Raw genomic sequence first — 20,591 nt, 5'->3', positions numbered from 1 at the left:
TTAAGATCGGTGAACCCGCCCCTACGTGATTTAATTACTAACGCTAACCGTCAATTTGACAAACTATCTCCTACTTGTAAATGTTTTCCGGGACGCTCTGGATCTGCTATGTACCAAGCTGGATTGCCATTAGGATCTCGCCCTAATTTGGCACCGGGTACGGGAGAATTGTTTGAGAAAGCAATTGACGATTTCGATCCATTTGTATTGCCATTTTTGTTGAAATCGATCGCCCTCACAGCTTCCCCAGATCCACCGGCTAAAAATCCGGCTGACTGTAATTCGGCAATGCTGTTTTTAAATGCTTCTTTGATAAAAGCAAGATCTGCGTCGGAATGGGCTAGCGTCAGAAAACACGGGCGGTTATCCCAAATGTGAATTCCTTTTTCCCGCAGCGAGTAAAACAGCAATTCTCCATGAGGAAAATCTTGCGGGTAGGAGATTTTGAACAGGGAACCAAAGTTTTTGACTGTGAAAGGTGCTTGCTCGCGATCGAACATGGCGTTCAATTCTGCAACTAATTGGTCAGTTTTGGCATTGAGATCGCGCTGCAAGGAAGGCCCGCCCCGTTTCAAATATTCGAGGGATGCTTTGGCGGCTGCTAAAGTCAGGGGATGGCGGACAAAAGTTCCGGCAAAATAGGTAACGCCAACTTCGGGGAACGAGTCATCTCCGAATTGCCAAAATCCGCCGTCTAAAGCGTCCATCCAGGCAGATTTGCCCGCAATTACCCCGATCGACATTCCGCCGCCGACGACTTTGCCGTAGGTACCGATATCGGCTTGTACGCCGAAATATTCTTGAGCGCCGCCCGGTGCTACTCGGAATCCGGTAATCACTTCGTCCATGATGAAGGCGCAACCGGCTCGATCGCAAATCCGGCGCACTTCGTGGAGGAATTCTCGCGGTTGCCAGTCGGGGCGGCGGCTTTGTACCGGTTCTACCATGATGGCTGCAAAATCGCCCGCCCGCGCTTTGAGGATTTCCAGGGATTCGGGTTCGCCGTAGTCCAGGATCAGGGTATTGTCAACGGCGGATTGGGGAATTCCCGGTGCTCCTGGGAGCGATCGCAATTTCTTAGTCCCCCGCACGATTACTTCGTCGAAAATTCCGTGATAGTCTCCGGTAAACGTGACGATCGTACTGTTGCCGGTGACGGTGCGCGCGAGTCGCATTGCACCCAAAACTGCCTCAGAACCGGTATTGCAGAAGGCCACGCGATCGTGCTTGGTCATTTCGCACACGAGTTCGGCGACTTCCCCTGCTAGCGGTGTTTGCGGCCCGATTTCAAAGCCTAATTGCATTTGAGCGGCGATCGCTTCTGTAATAAATGAAGGCGAATATCCGAAAAAGTTCGACCCGAAACCGTTGGTTAAATCGACATACTCGTTACCGTCTTCATCCCAAAGTTTAGAACCGGACGATCGCACTGTGACAATTGGATAAACCAACTCTTTCATCGTCCGGTTAAAGCCGGAAACTACGCGCGGATCGGCGAGGTGGTGGCGGTGACTCTGAGCGTACTGTTTCGATTTTTGGGTTCGCGCCGTGTACCGCTTGACAAATGTTTCTAAATATGCTTTTTGCGATGGAGTTAAGGCACCGCGATCGGATGTGTCGATGCGGGCGGCCGCGCCGAATACTTTTTTGGGTTCGGCTGTGGGTTCGGCGGATGGTGCAGGTTGGGCGATTGGGGCGATCGTGCTGCCGTTATTGTGGGATTGCGGGATCTGTTGCACCGGTGCGGGGGGCTGCACCATTTGAGGTGGGGCTGTCGGTGTCGGCTGTGCGGGAACACCGCCACCTAACAATTCTAGGTGTCGCGACATAATCTGCAACTGCTGGCCGATCAAGTATTCGAGGTTGCTCGACTGTAAGGGTTGCAAGAGGTGAGGTTGCGGGGCGGGCAGATTTACCGGGGCGCTGGCTGCGATTGGTGCGGCAATTGGTGCTGCAATTGGTGCAGGAATTGGTGCGGCAATTGGTGCTGCAATTGGTGCGGCCATTGGTGCTGCAATTGGTGCGGCCATTGGTGCGGGCAAAACTTCCGGCGGCAAAGATCCGTCGATAAATTCAGATAAAGTTTCGAGACTGGGGAAAGTTTCTAGTAGCTGGCGGAAGGTAATTTTAACCTTAAATTCTTTTTGCAGGTTCAGCGCTACTTGAGTCAAAGATAGAGAATCTAAACCCATTTCTAAAAAGGTCATATCGTCGCTGACGCTGCCTAAATCTTCACCAGAAGTTTCTTCTAAGATATTTTTGATTTGGGGAATGAGTCTTTCCTTGCGAGCTGGTTGTTGGGTTGCGACTTGTGAATTTGACATTGGTAATGAGTTGATAGTTGTTAGTTGGGCATCGGGAATTGGGGATTGGGCATCGGGAATTGGGGATTGGGCATCGGGAATTGGGAGTTGGGAATTCTCCCCGTCTCCCCCTCTCCCACTCTCCCCCTCTCCCCGTCTCCCCATCTCCCCCTCTCTCCGCATGGGTTCTATCCAGAAGCGTTTGCTTTCAAAAGGATAAGTTGGCAAGGGAAGGCGATCGCGCGTTTCCTCCTGATAAAAACTCTGCCAGTCGATCGCCACTCCGCAGAGCCAAAGCTGTCCGACTGCGCTTAACAAAGCAGTCCATTCAGCGTTGTTATCTGGATTATCGGTTAGAGAAGAAATCGCGACTTGCTGTTTCAAATCCTTCGATTGTTTGCGAGCCAAAGTAGCAGCCGTTGTTCTCGGCCCAACTTCCAAAAGCACGCGATTCGGATCTTGCCACAGCTCTTTAATGCCGTCGGCAAAACGCACTGTCGCCCGCAAATGCCGCGCCCAATACATCGGATCTGTTGCTTGTTCTGCGGTTATCCAACTAGCAGTTACAGTCGAAACAAAGGGGATGGTTGGCGCTGACAACTGCACTTTTTTCACGTATTCGGCGAATGGTTCGACGATCGAATCTACCATCGGCGAATGAAAAGCGTGGGAAGTGTGCAAGTGTTTGCAAACAATCTTTTCGCTGGTTAATTGCTGTTCAAAAAGTGCGATCGCATCTGTCGGCCCAGAAACCACGCACAAATCCGGCGCATTCACCGCAGCCACTGCCAAATCCCCACTCAAACGCCCTTCGACTTGCGTCGCCGGCAACCGTACCGACAGCATCGAACCACCGGGCAAATCTTGCATCAAGCGCCCCCTCGCAGCCACCAGCATCAAGGCATCTTCCAGGGAAAACACGCCGGCGATAGTTGCCGCGACAAATTCGCCGATGCTGTGCCCGATCGCACCTTGGGGAGTTACGCCCCAACTCTGCCACAGTTGAGCCAGCGCGTACTCTACGGTAAATATCGCAGGCTGAGTCAAGAAAGTTTGGCGCAGCGACTCGGCGGCTGTCGCTTCATCGCTACCGGGATACAGCACTTCGCGCAAATCTCGGCCGAGGTGCGGCTGCAAAATTTCGGCGCAGCGATCGACCGTTTCGCGGAATAAAGGCTCAGATTCGTACAAATTCAAGCCCATATTGACGTATTGCGCGCCTTGTCCGGGAAACATGAAGATTACCGCCGGATTTCTGGCTTCGGTGCAGCGGGTTGCTGTACGCAGCGGCGGCAGCGATTCGAGTAGCTGCACGGCATCGGCGCGATCGCTGCAAACGGCGAAGCGGCGGTAATTAAAGGCTTGCCGCCCGGTTTGCAAGGTGTAAGCAGCATCGGCGAGATCGAGTTCTGGGTTTTCGGCGAAGTGCGATCGCAAATTTGCGGTAGCTGCGTCTAAAGCAGATGGAGTTTTTGCCGACAGCAGCAGCAACTGTCTGGGGCGAGAAGGACTTGACGGTGCCAGCGCGGGGGCTTCTTCGAGGACGACGTGAGCGTTGGTACCGCCGACTCCAAAGGAACTGACTCCGGCTCTTCTGGGCGTTGTGCCTGCTTTCCATTCCGCAAGTTCAGCGTTGACGTAGAAGGGGCTGTTGGCAAAATCGATCGCCGGATTCGGTGTTTGGTAGTGGAGAGTGGCGGGTATTTGTTGGTGTTTGAGGGCTAAAGCTGTTTTAATCAGCCCCGTGACTCCGGCGGCGGCGATCGTGTGTCCGAAGTTGCTTTTGATGGAGCCGATCGCGCAAAATTGTTTGGCTGAGGTTTTGAGGGCAAAGGCTTGTGTCAAAGCTGCAATTTCGATCGGATCGCCGAGGGGAGTTGCCGTGCCGTGGGTTTCGACGTAGGATATGGTTTCTGGATCTACGCCTGCCATCGCCTGCGCCATCGCGATCGCGTCTGCTTGCCCGTCTACGCTGGGCGCTGCGAAGCTGACTTTGGCTGCCCCGTCGTTGTTGAGGCCGACGCCGCGAATTACGGCATAAATTGTATCTCTGTCAGCGATCGCTTCTTCCAAACGCTTCAGTACCACAGCCCCGCCTGCGTTGCCGAATACGGTTCCTTCAGCCTTAGCATCAAAAGGTTTGCAGTGTCCGTCGCTGGAAAACATCCCCCCTTCTTGATACAAATAACCGCTATTTTGGGGAGCTGTAATTGAAATTCCGCCGGCGAGAGCTAAATCGCATTGATAGCTCATTAAGGCATAAAAAGCTTGACAAACTGCAACCAATGATGTAGAGCAAGCGGTATGGACGCTGACGCTGGGCCCTTTGAGATTGAGTTTGTAAGAAGTGCGGGTAGCAATGTAGTCTTTTTCATTTCCTACCATTACCTGAAACTCGCCCGCGCGGGAAATTATGTCCGATCGTCCGGCGATGTTGTTGGGAAAATAGGTATTGTTGCCCGTGCCGGCGTAAACTCCGATCGAACCGTTAAAAGTATTCGGATCGCAGCCGGCATTTTCTAGGGCGGCCCAAGCTATTTCTAAAAAAACGCGCTGCTGCGGGTCGGTAATTTCGGCTTCGCGGGGACTCACGCCGAAAAATGCTGCATCAAAGCGATCGGCCCCGTCAATAATTCCTCTAGCTTTGACGTAATTCGGATCTTGTCTGAGATTGGGGTCAATACTGGGGTCTAGTTCTGCGTCGCTGAACAGCGTTGTGGACTCGACTCCGCCGCACAAATTCTGCCACAATTCATCGACACTTGCAGCACCGGGAAAGCGACCGGCCATGCCAATAATTGCAATCCCGTCAAGTTCTAAGTTTTCCTGTGAATTAGTCATAAGTAAGCTCCTATAATTAAACCTAAAATACCTAATATTCAACAGCTCGTTACATTTTTATTCTGTCTATCCTCCTCTTTTAAACAACTAAAACAAACAATTAATAACTACTAACCAATAACTACTAACCAATAACTACTAACCAATAACTACTAACTACCGTCTTTTTGTAAACTGCTTCGATCGACCAAAAGCAGCTTTTTGTCGATCGGCCCTATCTTGAAATTTATTACTAGACTGATTCGTGCTCTCTCCTTGGTTTAAATAATTGGCCAATTGGGCGATCGTCGGATGCTGGAACAATTTGACAACTGGCAAGTCTTTTTCTAATAGAGCCCGCACTTGCACGGCAATTTGCAGAGTCATCAGAGAATTACCTCCAATCTCGAAGAAATTGTCATGAATCCCCACGCGATCGAGCTTCAGCAACTTAGACCAAATGCCCGCTAGCACTTTCTCCAACTCGCCTTGCGGCGCCGCGTAACCCTGGGACAGTTCTTGTCGCTGTGAGTCAGGTGGCGGCAGGGCGCGGCGGTCAATTTTGCCGCTGGGTGTCTTCGGCATCGCCTCCACAGTCACAAACACCGCAGGCACCATGTAATCGGGGAGTTGTCCTTGCAATTGGACGCGGAGGTCAGCAATTGTTAGTTGCTCTTGTGGATTGACTGCTAAATAAGCCACCAATCGTTTGTCCCCCGGTGTGTCTTCCCGCGCTAGCACCACAGCTTGTTTAATTGCCGGATGTTTTGCGAGTGCAGTTTCAATTTCTCCCAACTCGATGCGGAAGCCGCGAATTTTGACTTGGCCGTCAATCCGTCCGATGTACTCGATATTACCGTCGGGCAGGTAGCGGGCTAAATCTCCAGTTTTGTAAAGGCGATCTTCTTTATCCTCGATCGTGCTTATTTCATTGTGTTTAAAAGGATTAGGAATAAATTTTTCAGCAGTCAAGTCCGGGCGGTTGAGATAGCCCCGGGCCAAACAGATACCCCCGATGTATAGTTCTCCCTCTACTCCTAAAGGTATAGGCTCACCATCTTTTTGTAACAGATATATCTGCGTGTTGGCAATAGGGCGGCCGATCGCAGGCAGTGCGGGCCAATTTTCCGGCGGGCCGCTGAGGGTATAAGCTGTGACAACGTGGCTCTCGGAGGGGCCGTATTGATTGTGCAGGGTGCAATTTTCTAGCTGCTGAAAGAAGCTGGTAATGTAACGGTTGACTTGCAACTGTTCGCCGGCGGTGACTACTTCGCGCAGCGATTTTGGTACTAGCTGATAGCTATCGGCGGCTTCGGCTAAGTGTTGCAGGGCGATGAAAGGGAGAAACAATCTTTGAATCTTTTCTGTGTCGATTAGCTGCAACAAACTCCGCGCATCTCGCCGCATTTCTTCGGTGATGAAAACGAGAGTGCCGCCCGCACACCAAGTACAAAACATTTCTTGAAATGAGACATCGAAGCTGAGGGAGGCAAATTGCAGGGTTTTGGCTGCGTCTTCCAAGGTGGAGTTTTGCAGTTGCCACGCAATTAGGTTGACTAGGGCGCGGTGCGGGAGGAGAACTCCTTTGGGTTTGCCGGTGGAACCGGATGTATATATTGTATAGGTTAAGTTGTCGGGAGATACGGTGCTGGCGGGGTTTTCGGTGCTGTAATTGGCTATTTCTTGCCAGTTTGCGTCCAAACAAACGGTTCGCGCTTGATGTTCCGGCAAGCCGGACACTAGGTGAGATTGTGTGAGTATAACGGGAGTTTTGGTGTCGGCTAACATGAAAGTCAGCCTTTCTTTGGGATAAGCTGGATCGATCGGCACGTAAGCTGCGCCTGTTTTGAGAATGCCTAAAACGGCGATCGCAATTTCTAAGGAACGTTCCATGCAAATCGCGACTAAAACATCGGGCCCGACTCCTAATTGCTGCAAGTAATGGGCTAGTTGATTCGATCGCGAATTGAGTTCGCGGTAGGTAAGCTGCTGTCGGGAATTGTGGGGAAAAACGGCGGCAATGGCATCGGGCGATCGATCGACTTGCGCTTCAAATAATTGGTGAACGCATTTGTTGTCGGGATAATTTGCCTCAGTTTGATTCCACTGCTGCAACTGCGAAATTTCGGCTGCTGTCAGCATTGACAATTTGCTAATTTTCTGCTGGGGATTCGCGGCTATACTTTCGAGCAAAGTTTGCAGGTGTCCCAACATTCGGGTAAGGGCGTTTTCATCGAACCGCTGGCGATCGCCCGCAATTTTCAGCAGCAGTTCGTCTCCCCCGTAGCCGTAAACGGTTAGGGGAAAACTCGTCTGTTCTAAAAGCTGAAATTCTCGGTTTTTCCAGTCATCGCCTAGAGATTGCAGGGCAGAATTGAACTGGCACTTTTCAACGACTAGCAAGCTTTCAAATAAAGCGCTGCTGCGGGGGATTTCGCTCCATTCTTGAGTTTTGGCCAGCGGTACGTTACTGTATTCTTGCAGCGCATTCCCTTGATTTTGTAGTTGTTTCAGCCAATCGATGGCTGGCATTTCTGGAGTGACAATTACTCTCAGTGGCAAAGTATTGATGAACAATCCTACTGCTGGTTCTATTTTTTCTCTATTTGGCGATCGGCTGTTGCAAATAGATCCAAATACTACATCTTGCGAACCCGAACAGCGGCTCAAAAGTAAAGCCCAGACTCCTTGCAGCAGGGTATTCAGGGTTAGTTGTTGTTCTTGAATTAGAGAGTTTAAAGCTGCGGTAACACTGCTAGAAAGCCGGATTTCTGGTGATGATAAATTTTCTTGCGGGTTTGCTATCTTCCCTACCGGGGAAACACCGCCAACCAAAGGGGTACGATCGCCCAAACCGCTTAAGTATTGCCTCCAAAATGCTTCTGTTTTTGAGATATCTTGCTGCATTCGATGGCTGGGATCTCGATCGCCACTGGGCGGTGTTAATTCTAATTGTCGATCGCCAGTCAGGGCTTCGTACAAGGTAAAAACTGCTTGCAAAACAGTTATTGCCGAGGTACTGTCAAGCAAAATATGGTGATAAGTCCAGATGAGTTTGTATTCGGTTTCCGCAACTCGGAACAAAGCCAAACGCATCAGCGGCGGTTGAGTTAGGTCAAATCCTTGCAGGCGATCGGCTTGTAAAAATGTTGCGAGTTGGCGGGTGCGATCGCCCTGGGAAAAACAACGCCAGTCTCCCTCTACAATTGGTACTTCGACTTTTTGGTGTACAGTTTGCACCGGCACCTCTCGATCCAACCAACTAAAACTCGTTCTCAAAACTGGATATCGATCGACATTTTGGCGCCAAGCATCGACAAAAGCTGAAACATTCAATTCTTCGCCCAGGCTGCACAGTACCTGTTCGATATCTACCCCTGACTGTTGACCCGAAAGGCCCTCGAACAACATCCCCTGCTGGATCGGTGAAAGTTGATAGGAAGATTCGCTATCAGTTGCTACAGATTGGGGATGGTCTGCTGCTTGCAAAGACATACTTACCTGCGACTATTGAACTAAAAACTTTTGAGCAAGTGTTACCGGATTTTTAAGACTTCTTTTAATTAACAATTCAGGCTAAAGCGCGATCGCCAGCATCTGAATGTTGTGTTTTTTGCTGTAAATTTTTATCCTACGAGGCGAGGCTAACTCAAATTATACCCTCCTGTCAACTCACACATATCCAACCTACGAATATATTCTATGCCGATCGTTTACCGTTCCGCAACCGTGTAATTACAGAGAATACAGCCACAGCAAAAACATCAATTTCACAAGTTGAGACCTATTATTGGCGATTTATTGTCGATTGATTCGATGTCGGTGTTTTTTGTAACCGATGGTAAGTTTTGTAAAGTTTTCAATTACCTGCTAAGCCCGGTTTTTCAAATTCGTTAGGTGGCCAGAAACCGGGTTACTGCGACAAATTTCGGTTAATACCAAAAATTTAGGAAGAAACCGGGTTTATTGAATTCGTTGGACAGACAGAAACCGGGTTTCTGCAACAAATTTCGGTTAATACCAAAAATTTAGGAAGAAACCGGGTTTATTGAATTCGTTGGACAGACAGAAATTAGCCATAAACCGGGTTTCTGCGAGAAATTTCGGTTAGTACCAAAAATTTAGGAAGAAACCCGGTTTCTCAAATTCCTTGGGCGACCAGAAACCTGAATATTTACGCTTTAGGCTCAACCCAAACAGTCATGCCTTCAACCCTCAAACCTTTGCCGCGAGTGCCGCAATATTGACCGTTAGAAGCAACAGGAGTATCGCCTACATTCTGAATGTGAGCTGTGTAAAATACATCGTACTTATCAGCTTGCGGCCCAGTCAGCCGCGCGGCAAATCCTTCAATGCGCTTGGCTTTCCCCCGGAAACCTGCCAGTTCCCCTTCGCCGATCCAAGGAGTATCACCAACTCCTTCAACGTGAGCCATGTACTCCAAATTTAAACCGGGAACCGAAGGCTCTATTTTAATTTCAAAACCTTCGACGCGGCGGCCTTGAGCTTTCGTACCGGCGTATTCTTTACCGCTAAAAGTGCGATCGCCAATTCCTTGAATGTGCGCCAAAACTTTTAAACCCACAGCCGCCGCAACTTGAGAATTCGCAGACGGTGCGATCCAAACTTTGATGCCTTCTATTCTCAAAGCTTTGCCGCGAGTGCCGCAATAATCGCCGTTGGAAGACACATCGGTGTCGCCGATATTTTGGATGTGAGCGTTATAAAATACGTCATACTTATCAGCTTGCGGCCCGCTCAACCGCACGGCAAATCCTTCAATTCGTTTCGCTTGACCCCGAAAACCAGCCAATTCTCCTTCGCCGATCCAAGGAGTATCCCCAACACCTTCGACGTGAGCCATGTACTCAACTTTTAAGCCGGGAATTGGTGGCTCGATATTAATTTGAAAACCTTCGACGCGCAGCCCGCGCGCTTTAGTACCGGCGTATTCTCCAGCACCGAAAGTTCGATCGCCTATTCCTTGAATGTGCGCCAAAACTTTCAATCCCAAACCGCCCTCTACAGGCGCTTGTTGAATCTCGCGAGGTGCCCCAAAAACAATGTTCCCAGAGCCTGTTTTTGGGAGAGATTTAGGTACTTCCACGCTAGGAACGATAATCACTTCGTGCATGGGGGCCGTCGCAGCGGGGAATTCCAAAATTTTGATTTGCGGTGCAACTGTAACTTGTTTCGGTGCCACATTCCCCGACGGGATGATAATCACTTCGGGTAGAGGTTCGGCGCCCATTTTTGGTTCTGGCGCTGTTTTAATTACGGATTGGATTTTTGCAGGTTCTGCTTTTACTATCTGGACAACGGTTAATTTGCCTCTGGAAATGGCGACGGCTATTTGTTTGCCAAAAGCGGCGCTGACTGTTTCTTCGAGGATTACCCACTCTTCGTCGTTTAATTTGTCTTGCTGTTCCACGAGGGCTAGCACTGCGGCAACGGGGTGTTTGCCACTTACTAGGGATTCTGCGTCGGAATGCAGTTGAGTTGCGGTTGATTCGGAAATGGCGCGCTGGAGTTCGCGGGCTTTGCCATGCACTGATTGTAAGGGGGCGAAGTCGCTTTGTTCGCGGTGGGCGATCGCCAATACTCGATCGAGCACTTTCAAAGCTGCGTCGCGAATTTCTGCTTTACCTTCGGAAGCTGCTGCAGTCTCGACTAAGTTTTGAATATCTTTGAGGGAAGTAATTTCTCCGGGGGCGAGGGCGGATTTGTTGACTTGGAGAGCTTGTTTTTGGACCTCTGCAAAGTTGCGGCTGTAGCTGGCAATTTCTTGCAGTAAGCTGTCAGAGGGAGGAAGCCCGGAGTCTTGCAGTTGTTTGGCGGCTTGGGAGAGTCGATCGGCTAAATTACCATAAGTTTCCGATAGTTGGGCTATCTGTTGTAACAAATCTTTATGTGTTGCTTCCATAGGTCTTGCAGTAAATATTTAACTTGCTGATTATAGACGTTGAGCGTCTTCTGAAGGTAGAAGGCTTCTGAAGGAAGAGGGAAGAGGGAAGAAGGAAGAAGGAAGAGGGAAGAAGGAAGAAGGAAGAGGGAAGAGGGAAGAGGGAAGAGGGAATATTTTCCGATCTCCCACCCTCGGAATCTCTCACCCTCGGAATCTCCCACCCTCGGCATCTCCCACCCTCGGCATCTCCTCCTCGCCCCAGTGATCCTCGTCACATCCGTGCAAACACTGAGTCACACTCTGCGAGTCAGGCTGTCACAGGCTACCCCTAAAAATGTCACACAAACCGAGCAATAGCCGTCACTGCGGAGTCAGTTAAAACCGTCGATACTGAGGATATTCAAGTAATAAAACCCAAAAATATTATGGTACTTATTCGCGACCTCGCCCAACAAGCTCTGACCCTAGGTTATTTAACTCTAGAATCTGAAAATCAACTGCGGCAGATGTTAACTACCACCAACTATGACTTGGAAGACTTAAATGCTTTTATGACTTTGCAACTAGCAGCCATGTCCGGTTTGGTGAAACAAGAGTCTCGCATTGTAAAAGAATTGGAAATTTTTGGCGAGACAGCCACGGAAATTCCCTGTTAATAATTAGTAGCTTTTTAATTATTTCAAATTTAGTAAGGAAATTTAAATTATGGTCATTCGTGAAGTTGTAAATCAAGCTATTGCCACGGGATATCTGAGTTGGGAAGCCGAAAATCAAATGCAGGATATTTTTGCCTCGGCGAAGTGCGATTTGGAAGATTTAAATGCTTTTATGAGCTTGCAGTTAGCCGCGATGGCTGGTCGCGTAAGGCAAGAGTCTTTGGAATCGATAAATTCGCCGAATCTTTCGGAACAAAATTAATCATTTTGATTGGTTTCTTGGGCGATATAAAGATCTATTTGCGTTTATGTAAAATTTAAAATAATAATTTAATCTACCCTGCTTATTGTCTAGTAATTCTAATATTATTGCTTGCTGTGAATTTAATCTAGATTAATTTATTAAACATTTAATGATGTAAAACCTTGAGAGGTCGGGTGGGAACACCGCACCTTATCGTCATAAGTAGCACGTCTAATTTAGCTCAATATTAATTATATAAAACCTTCGCGATCGACTATTTCCGACTCCGACGCTCTAACTCTTTGATAACTCTCAGAACAAACAGCGACATGAAAGCACCAATTAATGCAAGTTGCCACAACCCGCATCCGGCCGCACTTCCTAAAGCTGCTGACAACCAAATAGCAGCGGCCGACGTGAGCCCGTGAACTTTTGGTTTGCCGATTTCCTGCTGATATTCGCGCAGGATTTCTCCGCCCCCCAAAAATCCTATCCCGGCAGCAATGCCTTGAATTACGCGCTCTACACCATCTCGTCCGTTTTCATTTTTACCTATTGCCAGCGGAATTAAAACAAACATTGCAGCACCCATACTTACTAACATATGAGTCCTCAATCCCGCTGGTTTGTTTTTGAGTTGGCGCTCCCATCCAATCATTCCGCCCACGAACATGGCCAGACACAACCTCAACAGTATGCCCAGCCAATTATCGGGAGACCACAAGTTATCGATCGACAATGTTTTACGGCAAATAATTAATCGCGAGATTCCAATACTACCGCAGCACGATGTCCGATCGCAATCTCACTGCCAAATCTTGTTCCGGGCGAATCACGATCACGTCAACGCTGCGCCGCCCCAACAATACTCCGGCTAATGCACCGATTCCAGCACCGCCCAATACTTCTTCAGTGGCGATCGCCTTGTCGCCGGTAATGCCTGCTAGCGCTGCTGCTGCTGCCGCGCCCAATGCTGCACCTTGCGCTACTGAACCTGTTCCAGCACCTTTTTGAACTTTTTCGGTTCTGGTAATAATTCCCGAAGAACCATCAATCCTATAGCGTTGGCGGCGGCTGACAATTAACTCGCTGGCAACAAATTGAGTACCCCTTTGATTGCCCCTTTTGACAGGTCGCAATTCCCCGACAATCTGGCTGCCTGCGGGGATTAATACTCTGCCTTGAGCCGTGCGGACGTCTCGCGCTACTGTTAATGTTAAAGGTGAAGTTTCATCGGGCGTGACAACAATTTTGTTTTTTTCATAGCTAACTGGAATTACACTACCGGACGGAATTCGGATGCTATCAAATTGTGAAATTCGTTGTTGAGCTGATGCGGGCGCTGCTACTACCAGGGGCGCGCTGGTTCCGAGTGTAATGCCCAGTGAGAGGATTGCTGCTGTTGCCGATCGCAATTTTTGAGAAGTAATCATATATTTTGTCTCCTTCTTTCGGTTTTGTTTTACTTAGGAACGCACTACTGCTAAATTTGTTTCTAGTTTTGCATTCATTTGATGTTTTCATTATGGCAGGCGAGAATTAGACAAGTTGGGAAGATAAGGTAGATAATCAAGAATTTTCACATTTTGCCAAATTGAGAAATCGACCGGACTGGGGCGATCGGGAAGATAAGGAAGATAAACAGTCTGCAATTGCAAAACCTCTACAGATAGGGTGCGCCCATAAATAGTGCGTCAAGCCATTTTTTGCCTTAGTCATGAAGATGAAGTCCTAGCGGGAAGCACTCTCTCAACGATATTAATGGTTGAATGAGTTTAAGGCTAACAACGCTGCACCGAAAGCTGGTTCGTATCGGGGCGAAATTAGCTGAGCTTTTGGCGCGATCGCACCTATGGCAGTTTCAAACCGACCCCGAAAATTTGCATCACCGCCCCACACACCTCCCACCGTCACAATTTCAAATTCTTCTGTGGGCTTAAATAGCGCTGAAATGGCTATTTTTGTTGAAAATGTTAATTTTGCCACAGCATTGTCAATAATGCCGTCAGCGACGCGATCGCCCTCTGCTGCGGCTCGATCGACAATCGGCGCTAAAGCCGCAATTTCTTTGACTCCCCAACCGCGCCGGTAAACAACTTCTACCAATTCTTCTAGGTTATTTAAGCCTAAATGCCCTTGAAATTTTTCCGCCAGCGCGGTAACGTCTCCTCGTCCGTCATAGAACTTCAAAGCAGCTTGCAAACCTTCAACAGCGATGTCATATCCGCTGCCTTCATCGCCTAAAATATATCCCCAACCGCCGACTCGTTTAGTTTCCCCTTGACGGTTTTGCCCGAAAACAATCGAACCAGTTCCTGCAATAACCGCGATACCAACTGGATGGCCAGTACCGCCAACCAGTGCGATCGCGCAATCGCTACAAATTACGATATTTCGCGGCAAGAGCGATCGGGTTACGGGTAAAGTATTCGCCAACTCCAAATTCTGCACTACAAATTGTACTATTTCAATATCTTTGGCACGCCCCACGCCTGCTAGTCCCAGACAAATTGCTTCTATCTTCAGATTGATATTTGGATCGATGTTCGCGGAAAAAACTGCTCGTTCGATCGCCAATTGAATCGATTCTTTTGCTTGCTCAATTCCCAGCGTTTGATAATTTGAAGGCCCTGCTTCCCCGCGTCCCAAAACAACGTTGTTTTCGTCCATTAAAACGCAAATAGTTTTAGTGCCGCCGCCGTCTATGCCGAATACGTAAGTCATGGCAAAATTTTTAATTTGTATTGTATGTTGTCAACTAATATCTTGACGGATGGGACACAATGCGGCTGTGCTGGCGTGCATCTAATTTGTACAGTAATTTTTATTTAAAGTATTGTGGTCTCGCCAGCCTAAAAATCTCATACAAGATGGGCGAAACCTTGTCGCCAAGCGAGCGGGGACGCTCCCCAGACGTTAAAATAATACTTTTTGCATTTTTTGAGATGCTCCCTACAATTCTTTCAAACAGACAGAGCAATGCTAATAATAATTAAACCAAATAAAGCCAACCAAATAACATTGCGCTGACACCAATTTTTGATGGATTGTGGCAGGCCGCCGCTGATGTAACGGCTCGTCTGTGGCACTAGCGGCTCGGCTTTGTCGTGATAAAGCGTGCATTCTTTCGCCAAGGGACGCTGCGGGTAGTTGCAGGTGTCGTCTTCGTGGTAAATACAGGTTGTACACAGAAATTCTGCAGATGGCGATCGATAAAGGGGGATACCCGGATGACCGAAAGCTTTGAGAGGGATTTTGCACTGCGGACAGGCGATGGCTCGCGCGTCTACAGGTTTGTGACAGCGGGGGCAATCAGGCATTGACGGCTGGGTGATAGGGTAATGTTGTCGGTAAGCTCATTAGCGGGTTTTCCGAACGCCATCAGGCGGCTGAATGCTCCAAAATAGAAAGGTAGGTCAGCGCTGATGTAACTTAAATTGTACAGATGGTTTCGCAGCGACAGCAGGCGACCTGAGCCGATCGGCTATTTTGTGCCAAACAGTAGGAAAAATCTATGGATAACAATAGCAACTTACTCAAACAACTGGTGATGCTGGGCATTGGTACTACCTCCTTGGTGGCGGAGAAATTGCAGGAAGTCAGCGAGCAATGGGTTAAAGATGGCAAAATCAACCCCGAGCAAGCCAAAACTTTTGTCGATGACATGACAGAGCACCTGAAGTCGGAGCAGGGAAGTTGGGATACTCAGTTCCAGCGCCAACTGCGGAATATTCTGCAAGATATGGGCGTTCCCCGACAGTCGGAAATGGATGAGTTGCGCGGCAGGCTCGATCGTCTCGAACGTCAGATGCGCGATTTAGAAAACCGTAACTGGCGCTGAGCACGATCCTTTTCTGCAAGTTTCGCGCTCGCGGGCGATCGCGCGCTTGCTGCTATCTTGTGATAAAATTGTCACCCGAACGCAGAAGGCTCAATAAGGCACTTATGTAGAAAGCAGAAGCTAGAATTACAAACATTCTGACTTCAAAGTTTCTTTTGCGTTTAAAATTAACTGGCATCCGCCATTTTTGGCGGAAAAGTTCAGATAAAATTTTGTAGTTCTTGTTGTACAAGATGTCTTAGATATCTGAGATATCGCGGTTACAAAAAGTATCAGGAGGATTAATTTTGCAAGGAATTCTGGTCAGCTTGGGGGTAATGCTGGTTTGCTTTGTGTTTTTGATAGTTGCTCAAATGAGCGGTTATGTGCCCAAAGCAGTTGCCTCCGAAGTGAATAATCCTTTAACCGATGCTGCGCTTGAGATCCTCTCAGCGAAGTCTTTCACTGAAGATAGCTTGCTCGTAGCTGATGCTAATTTACCGGAGGAACCAGCTACTATCGCTGGCAATAACATGACTGATAATACTGAGAAAACTGTCACCACAGCTTCAGGTTTGAAATATGTTGAATTGAAAGAAGGTGATGGGGCGACTCCAAAAACTGGTCAGACGGTTGTGGTGCACTACACTGGCACTTTGGAGGATGGCACGAAGTTTGATAGTTCGCGCGATCGCAATTCTCCATTTCAGTTCAAAATTGGTGTAGGCCAAGTAATTAAGGGTTGGGATGAAGGTGTCGGTACAATGAAAGTTGGAGAACGCCGCAAGTTGATTATTCCCCCTGAATTAGGTTATGGTGCTCGCGGTGCGGGCGGGGTGATTCCTCCTAATGCTACGCTGATTTTTGATGTGGAATTATTGAAAATTGCTGGCTAGGTAGCTCAACCTAACTAAGTGTTAAACTTTTACGCTGTTTAGAAACCCGGTTTTTTTATTAAGAAACCGGGTTTCTGCGTAAGTCTTGGTTCATTTAAGTACATCGACCTAATTAAACGTAAAATACGGATCGCGAAAAAGCTTGCTGTGTGTTCCTTCTTCCTTCTTGCTTCTTCCTTCTTCCTCCTTCCTTCTTCCCTCTTCCCTCTTCCGACGGACTTACATCCGTTACATCCCGTACATTGCTCGTTGCCGAACTTCCTTCTTCCTTCTTCCTTCTTCCTTCTTAAGAGCGCTTTGGAGATGCTAGATTGCGGAATGAGGTAAATTGGGCATCGAATAATAGTTTGATGATGCCTGTGGGGCCGTTTCGGTGTTTGGTGATGATGACTTCGGCAATTCCGCGATCGGGCGAATCGGGGTTGTAATATTCATCTCGGTACAGCATAATGACTAAATCGGCGTCCTGCTCGATCGAGTTGTGAACTATGATGTCATTAGCGACAAAATTATGCAGTGCAGGCACTGTTAAATCGTAAACCTCAGCTTCACCATCAACTTCTATTGAGGCGATTTCATCCCAGTAAATATCGCTTTTAGATAAGAGCGCAAGTTCATCAGATTTAACAATTGTAGCTAATCTGAATGCTGGTTCCCGACCAAGGTTGTGTTTGTAAAGGGTTGTACCACAATATAAGTTGCCTAGCTGTGCTTGCATCTGGCGTGTAGTTAAACCAAATTGCTGCATAGCAGGAACAGCATACATTTTCCACACATCACGCGGTATGACATCTCTATTAGTATTGCTAGAACGAATTTCAATGTATTCTGCAATTTCTGTTAGAGCTTGCTGTTTGTAGTTACCTACTGCACCAATCAAATGAATAAACTTATCTAAATCAGGTCTTCCTGTTACCCAAACTTGATGTTGATCTCGCCCTTTCCCTGGCTGGGGGCTTAAAAATAAGCGGGCATTGATACCAAGTCTGAGTAAGAGTGACTGAACATCTCTTGCCAATTTTTCACTACTGGAAGCATAATAAACACTAGGGTAATGACATTTACCCCTACCTGTTTTTATGCAACCATCAGTACACCAAAGATGGCGTAAAAATAAAGATATTGCTTCTTGAGGCTGCTCAAATATTTGATTGGGGACAAACTTCTGGTAAGAACGCAGACCAAAAACACCTAAAGCATCTAGCCATTTAGTTACAGGATTCCTCACATTATGTGTCAGATGATAGGCGGCAGGAAGATAAACTTGATACCAATCACGTTCTTTACAAATACGAGGTATGATTCGCTCTCCAAATACTTCTATGGCAAGGTTTGCAACAGTATTGGCTAAATCTTCCTCTCTAGTAGTGTATTGAATAACGTGTCTAGGTAGAGTACATCCGTCTCCAATCATGTGTCCTAGCAAGGCTATTTCGGCATTGTCCATCGATTGGATCAAGGAACTTGATACGTATCTAGGTAGGGCAATGCGATCGCCCATTTTTAACTCATCCAATCGTCGCCAGCCGTGAATGGTTAAGAACTTATGATTGCCAGTGGCTCTAATTGCCCGTCCCAAACGAGTTTGCAGTCGTAGTACAGGCTTAACACCTGTAGCAAAGGCATTGCTAACAACGGCTTTTTCTAACTGCATAGTGGCTTCATTGAGCGCCCAAACTGTGAAGCCAGATTTTCCTACTAATTCACGAATTGGTACGCGCATACCAGTATCCGCCAGCGTAACTAAACTATCACCTGTTAAGCAGCCACTTTCGCGTAAATCAGACATCATCGGCCGCTTATTTGTCCTCGCTTCCACACTGCGACTCAACTGAGACAAAGCAATAATCGGCACGTTGAGTTCGCGGGCTAAACCTTTAAGGCCTCTAGTAATTCGAGATAATTCTTGCACGCGGTTGTCGCTGCTACCTTCCATTAATTGCAGATAATCTAGCAAGATTAATCCGAGAGATCCGCCTTGTTCCGCTTGAAGGCGGCGGGCTTTGGAGCGAATCTCCATCACGGTAATATTAGGAGTATCATCAATAAACAGCGGCAATTCTGATAAGTTACCTATGGCTGTACTGATTGGTTCCCATTCGTTTTGACTGATTCTGCCCGATCGCAACCTGTTACTTTCTATTTTGGCTTCACTGGACAAGATACGCTGCACTAGCTGTTCTTTAGACATTTCTAAGCTAAAAACGGCAACCGGCAATTTTTGCTGTCCAGCAGCGATGTGGTGGGCGATGTTGGTACAAAAGGCCGTCTTCCCCATCGCCGGTCTAGCAGCAACGATGATTAAATCCGATCGCTGAAAGCCTCCTGTCATGGCATCTAAATCATAAAAACCGCAGGGAATACCGGGAAGCGTGAGGCCTTCATTGCGATTTTCTAAGTCTTGAAATGTTTGGTTTAGGGTTTCGCCGATCGATACTAAATCCTGTTGCGGGCGGTCTTGAGTGATGCCAAAAACTTCTTGTTCGGCGCGGTCTAATACTGTTTCTAGCGGTGCTGCTGTCTCGTAACCTAATTGTACTATGTTGTTGCCAGCTTCGATCAATCGGCGGCGCTGATATTTGTCTTCAACTAAGGCTGCATATTGGTCGATGTTGACTGCTGAAACTGTGCGATCGACTAATTGTGCTAATTTAGTTAATCCTCCGACTTGTTCTAACTGGTTGCGATCTGTCAACCAAGTTGTCACCGTCATTAAATCTGTCGGTTGGCCTTGCAAAAATAGCCCTAATGCCGATCGATAAATGACTTGATGAGCGGTGATGGCAAAAAACTCCGGTCGCAGAAGTTCGGCAATTCGGGAAATCGCTTCGGGGTCAATTAAAATCCCGCCTAAAATTGCTTCTTCTGCCTCTATATTTGTCGGCATCAAATCGCTCATTAGTCAATAGTCCTCAGTCAGTTTGCAGTTGTCGGTTGGCAGCAGTTGTTAGTTTTTATAGCAATCCTAAATGAATTGTATAATTTATTGTAGGGGCAATTTCCCCACGCCCGTGCGTTCGCGAAGCGTTCCCGAAGGGTAGCTGTCCCTATCCTGAATATCCTCGCTATCGGAGGTAGGCAAAGAAAGGCACTACCGTTAGATATTTGTACAACTGATGCGAGGATTGCTACAATTGTGAATTGTGAGTTGTTAGTTGTCAGTAGAAATGGGTGATTCGGAATTAGAACCAACAAATAACAAATAACAAATAACAAATAATAGCCAACTGCCAACAACTTTCCTGCCAACTGACAACTTTTAATTACATCGGGACAACTTGAATATTAACTTCGGCGGTAACTTCCGCGTGAAGTTTGATTTCAGCTTTGTATGTACCAGTTTCGCGAATTTCGGGTAGGGTGATGCCGCGCCGATCGACTTCTTGACTGGTAGAGTTGAAAATCAGTTCTGCTACTTCTTGGTTGGTGACAGTACCAAAAATCGCGTCTCCTTCGCCGACTTGCTTGGAGATGATGAAAGGCCCGGCTGCTTCCAAGGCGGTTTTGCGGACTTCAGCTTGCTGCTTGAGTTCTAACTGGCGCAGTCTTTCTTCTTCACGGCGGCGCTCTGCTTGCTTGAGAATGCCCGGAGTGGCTCTAAATCCCATTCCTTGGGGTACTAGGTAGTTGCGGGCGTAGCCTGGGGCTACTTCTACTACGTCGCCAGCTTTGCCGAGTTTGCTGACATCTTTGTTTAATACTAATTGGACGCGCTTGGCCATGATCGTTGCTTGTGGGGTTTTAATTGCAACTTTCTATAATAGCGAAGTTTGAAGGACGATCGCAAGGGAGAAGGAAGAAGGAAGAGTTGACAGTGGGCAGTGGGCAGTGGGCAGTGGGCAGTGGGCAGTGGGCAGTGGGCAGTGGGCAGTGGGCAGTGGGCAGTTGAAAGTGAGCAGTTGACGGTTGACAGGGCGAAGAATCCTTCTTAATCAGGTTCGTAAGCT

The 20,591-nt window shown here is 47.8% G+C and carries 13 protein-coding genes; 4 read left to right on the top strand and 9 right to left on the bottom strand.

The genetic code is table 11. The features are described from left to right. Positions 1 to 50: 50 nt before the first annotated feature. The 3 genes from QUB13_RS02725 to QUB13_RS02715 all read right to left on the bottom strand — a co-directional run bounded on the left by QUB13_RS02725 (position 51) and on the right by QUB13_RS02715 (position 11,046). Entirely contained in the window at positions 51 to 5,144 is a 5,094-nt protein-coding gene (locus QUB13_RS02725; protein ID WP_333378695.1) for an aminotransferase class III-fold pyridoxal phosphate-dependent enzyme, read from the bottom strand. A gap of 156 nt (positions 5,145 to 5,300) precedes the next feature. Continuing rightward, complete coding sequence (locus tag QUB13_RS02720) at positions 5,301 to 8,618, bottom strand: non-ribosomal peptide synthetase (protein WP_333378692.1); 3,318 nt, start codon at positions 8,616 to 8,618, stop codon at positions 5,301 to 5,303. A gap of 679 nt (positions 8,619 to 9,297) precedes the next feature. Then, positions 9,298 to 11,046, bottom strand: a complete 1,749-nt coding sequence (locus QUB13_RS02715; protein WP_333378690.1) for a hypothetical protein — start codon at positions 11,044 to 11,046, stop codon at positions 9,298 to 9,300. A 407-nt stretch (positions 11,047 to 11,453) separates the two neighbouring features. Between QUB13_RS02715 and QUB13_RS02710 the strand changes: the two genes are divergently transcribed. Next, positions 11,454 to 11,684, top strand: a complete 231-nt coding sequence (locus QUB13_RS02710) for a hypothetical protein (RefSeq protein ID WP_333378687.1) — start codon at positions 11,454 to 11,456, stop codon at positions 11,682 to 11,684. 46 nt (positions 11,685 to 11,730) lie between these two features. Then, entirely contained in the window at positions 11,731 to 11,946 is a 216-nt protein-coding gene (locus tag QUB13_RS02705) for a hypothetical protein (RefSeq protein WP_194070835.1), read from the top strand. A gap of 256 nt (positions 11,947 to 12,202) precedes the next feature. Here QUB13_RS02705 and QUB13_RS02700 read toward each other — a convergent pair whose 3' ends face one another. The 4 genes from QUB13_RS02700 to QUB13_RS02685 all read right to left on the bottom strand — a co-directional run bounded on the left by QUB13_RS02700 (position 12,203) and on the right by QUB13_RS02685 (position 15,248). Continuing rightward, positions 12,203 to 12,613: an MgtC/SapB family protein gene (locus tag QUB13_RS02700; protein ID WP_333378904.1), complete on the bottom strand. Its 411-nt coding sequence runs from the start codon at positions 12,611 to 12,613 to the stop codon at positions 12,203 to 12,205. A gap of 91 nt (positions 12,614 to 12,704) precedes the next feature. Further along, entirely contained in the window at positions 12,705 to 13,361 is a 657-nt protein-coding gene (locus tag QUB13_RS02695) for a hypothetical protein (protein ID WP_333378685.1), read from the bottom strand. A 325-nt stretch (positions 13,362 to 13,686) separates the two neighbouring features. Beyond that, positions 13,687 to 14,652, bottom strand: coding sequence for an N-acetylglucosamine kinase (locus QUB13_RS02690; RefSeq protein ID WP_333378682.1), 966 nt, complete (start codon positions 14,650 to 14,652; stop codon positions 13,687 to 13,689). A 239-nt stretch (positions 14,653 to 14,891) separates the two neighbouring features. Next, positions 14,892 to 15,248, bottom strand: a complete 357-nt coding sequence (locus QUB13_RS02685) for a zinc ribbon domain-containing protein (protein ID WP_333378678.1) — start codon at positions 15,246 to 15,248, stop codon at positions 14,892 to 14,894. Between the two features lie 194 nt (positions 15,249 to 15,442). On the opposite strand from QUB13_RS02685, the gene QUB13_RS02680 reads away from it, so the two are divergent. Together QUB13_RS02680 and QUB13_RS02675 are read left to right on the top strand one after the other, a co-directional pair. After that, on the top strand, positions 15,443 to 15,769 hold the full coding sequence (locus QUB13_RS02680) for a phasin family protein (protein ID WP_333087535.1): 327 nt from the start codon (positions 15,443 to 15,445) through the stop codon (positions 15,767 to 15,769). 287 nt (positions 15,770 to 16,056) lie between these two features. After that, complete coding sequence (locus QUB13_RS02675; RefSeq protein WP_194070826.1) at positions 16,057 to 16,644, top strand: FKBP-type peptidyl-prolyl cis-trans isomerase; 588 nt, start codon at positions 16,057 to 16,059, stop codon at positions 16,642 to 16,644. A gap of 286 nt (positions 16,645 to 16,930) precedes the next feature. Here QUB13_RS02675 and QUB13_RS02670 read toward each other — a convergent pair whose 3' ends face one another. Both QUB13_RS02670 and rplI read right to left on the bottom strand, forming a co-directional pair. After that, positions 16,931 to 19,543 (bottom strand): replicative DNA helicase, encoded by a 2,613-nt coding sequence (locus QUB13_RS02670; protein WP_333378676.1) that lies wholly within the window; start codon positions 19,541 to 19,543, stop codon positions 16,931 to 16,933. A 364-nt stretch (positions 19,544 to 19,907) separates the two neighbouring features. After that, complete coding sequence (gene rplI, locus QUB13_RS02665; RefSeq protein WP_333378673.1) at positions 19,908 to 20,366, bottom strand: 50S ribosomal protein L9; 459 nt, start codon at positions 20,364 to 20,366, stop codon at positions 19,908 to 19,910. Positions 20,367 to 20,591: the final 225 nt, after the last annotated feature.

Source organism: Microcoleus sp. B4-D4 (genome assembly GCF_036705185.1).
Classification (GTDB): Bacteria; Cyanobacteriota; Cyanobacteriia; order Cyanobacteriales; family Microcoleaceae; genus Microcoleus.
The sequence above is the reverse complement of the archived record's forward strand: the minus strand, read 5'-3'. Positions and strand labels throughout refer to the sequence as shown.